The organism is Maribellus luteus (assembly GCF_003576475.1).
Classification (GTDB): Bacteria; Bacteroidota; Bacteroidia; order Bacteroidales; family Prolixibacteraceae; genus Draconibacterium; species Draconibacterium luteum.
This window is the reverse complement of sequence record NZ_QWGR01000210.1, coordinates 1-558: the sequence shown is the minus strand read 5'-3', so window position 1 is coordinate 558 and position 558 is coordinate 1. Positions and strand designations below refer to the sequence as shown.

Below are 558 nucleotides of genomic sequence, written 5' to 3'. Positions count from 1 at the left end.
GGCAAGATGGACAAATGCACGTTCTGCGCAGGCGGCCCCGAGAAGAACGGTAGCGAGGAAGAATTCGAGAAGTACGGTCGCAACCGCCTGGCCGAAGGGAAGCTTCCGCTGTGCGCGGAGATGTGCTCGACGAAGGCGCTGCTCGGCGGCGATGGCGATGTGATTTCCGACATCCTGCGCAACCGTGTCATGAAACGCGGGAAGGGCGCGGAGTTGTTCGGATGGGGCACGGCCTACGGCGGCGCGCAGGGCAAGGGCGCTCAGGCGGCGCCGGCAACCCCGGCCGCACCTGCCGCACCGGCTTCGGCGCCGGGAGCGCAATCATGATCGCCCCCGCACGATCGACCAGCCTGGTGTTCGCCCTTGGTGCTTTGCTGTTGCTCGGCGCCTGCGGCGAGCGCCCGCAGACCGCGTTCGCTTCGCATCGCAAGGACGATGCGCCAGCCTACAAGGGTGCGGAAGGTGATCCGTTCATGGCCAAGAACTGGACCCCCGGCGACCGCACGAGCTGGCAGAACCAGATCCGAGCACGCGGCCAATACCAGAACGAGTACAACA

2 protein-coding genes are annotated in these 558 nt (G+C 66.1%); both read left to right on the top strand.

Translation table 11 applies throughout. The features are described from left to right. Positions 1–327, top strand: a 327-nt coding sequence (locus tag D1614_RS28630) for a 4Fe-4S dicluster domain-containing protein (protein ID WP_206610195.1), incomplete at its 5' end; no start/stop codon positions are given. Continuing rightward, positions 324–558, top strand: a 235-nt coding sequence (locus tag D1614_RS28625; protein ID WP_119440529.1) for a hypothetical protein, incomplete at its 3' end; no start/stop codon positions are given. The genes D1614_RS28630 and D1614_RS28625, both read left to right, overlap by 4 nt.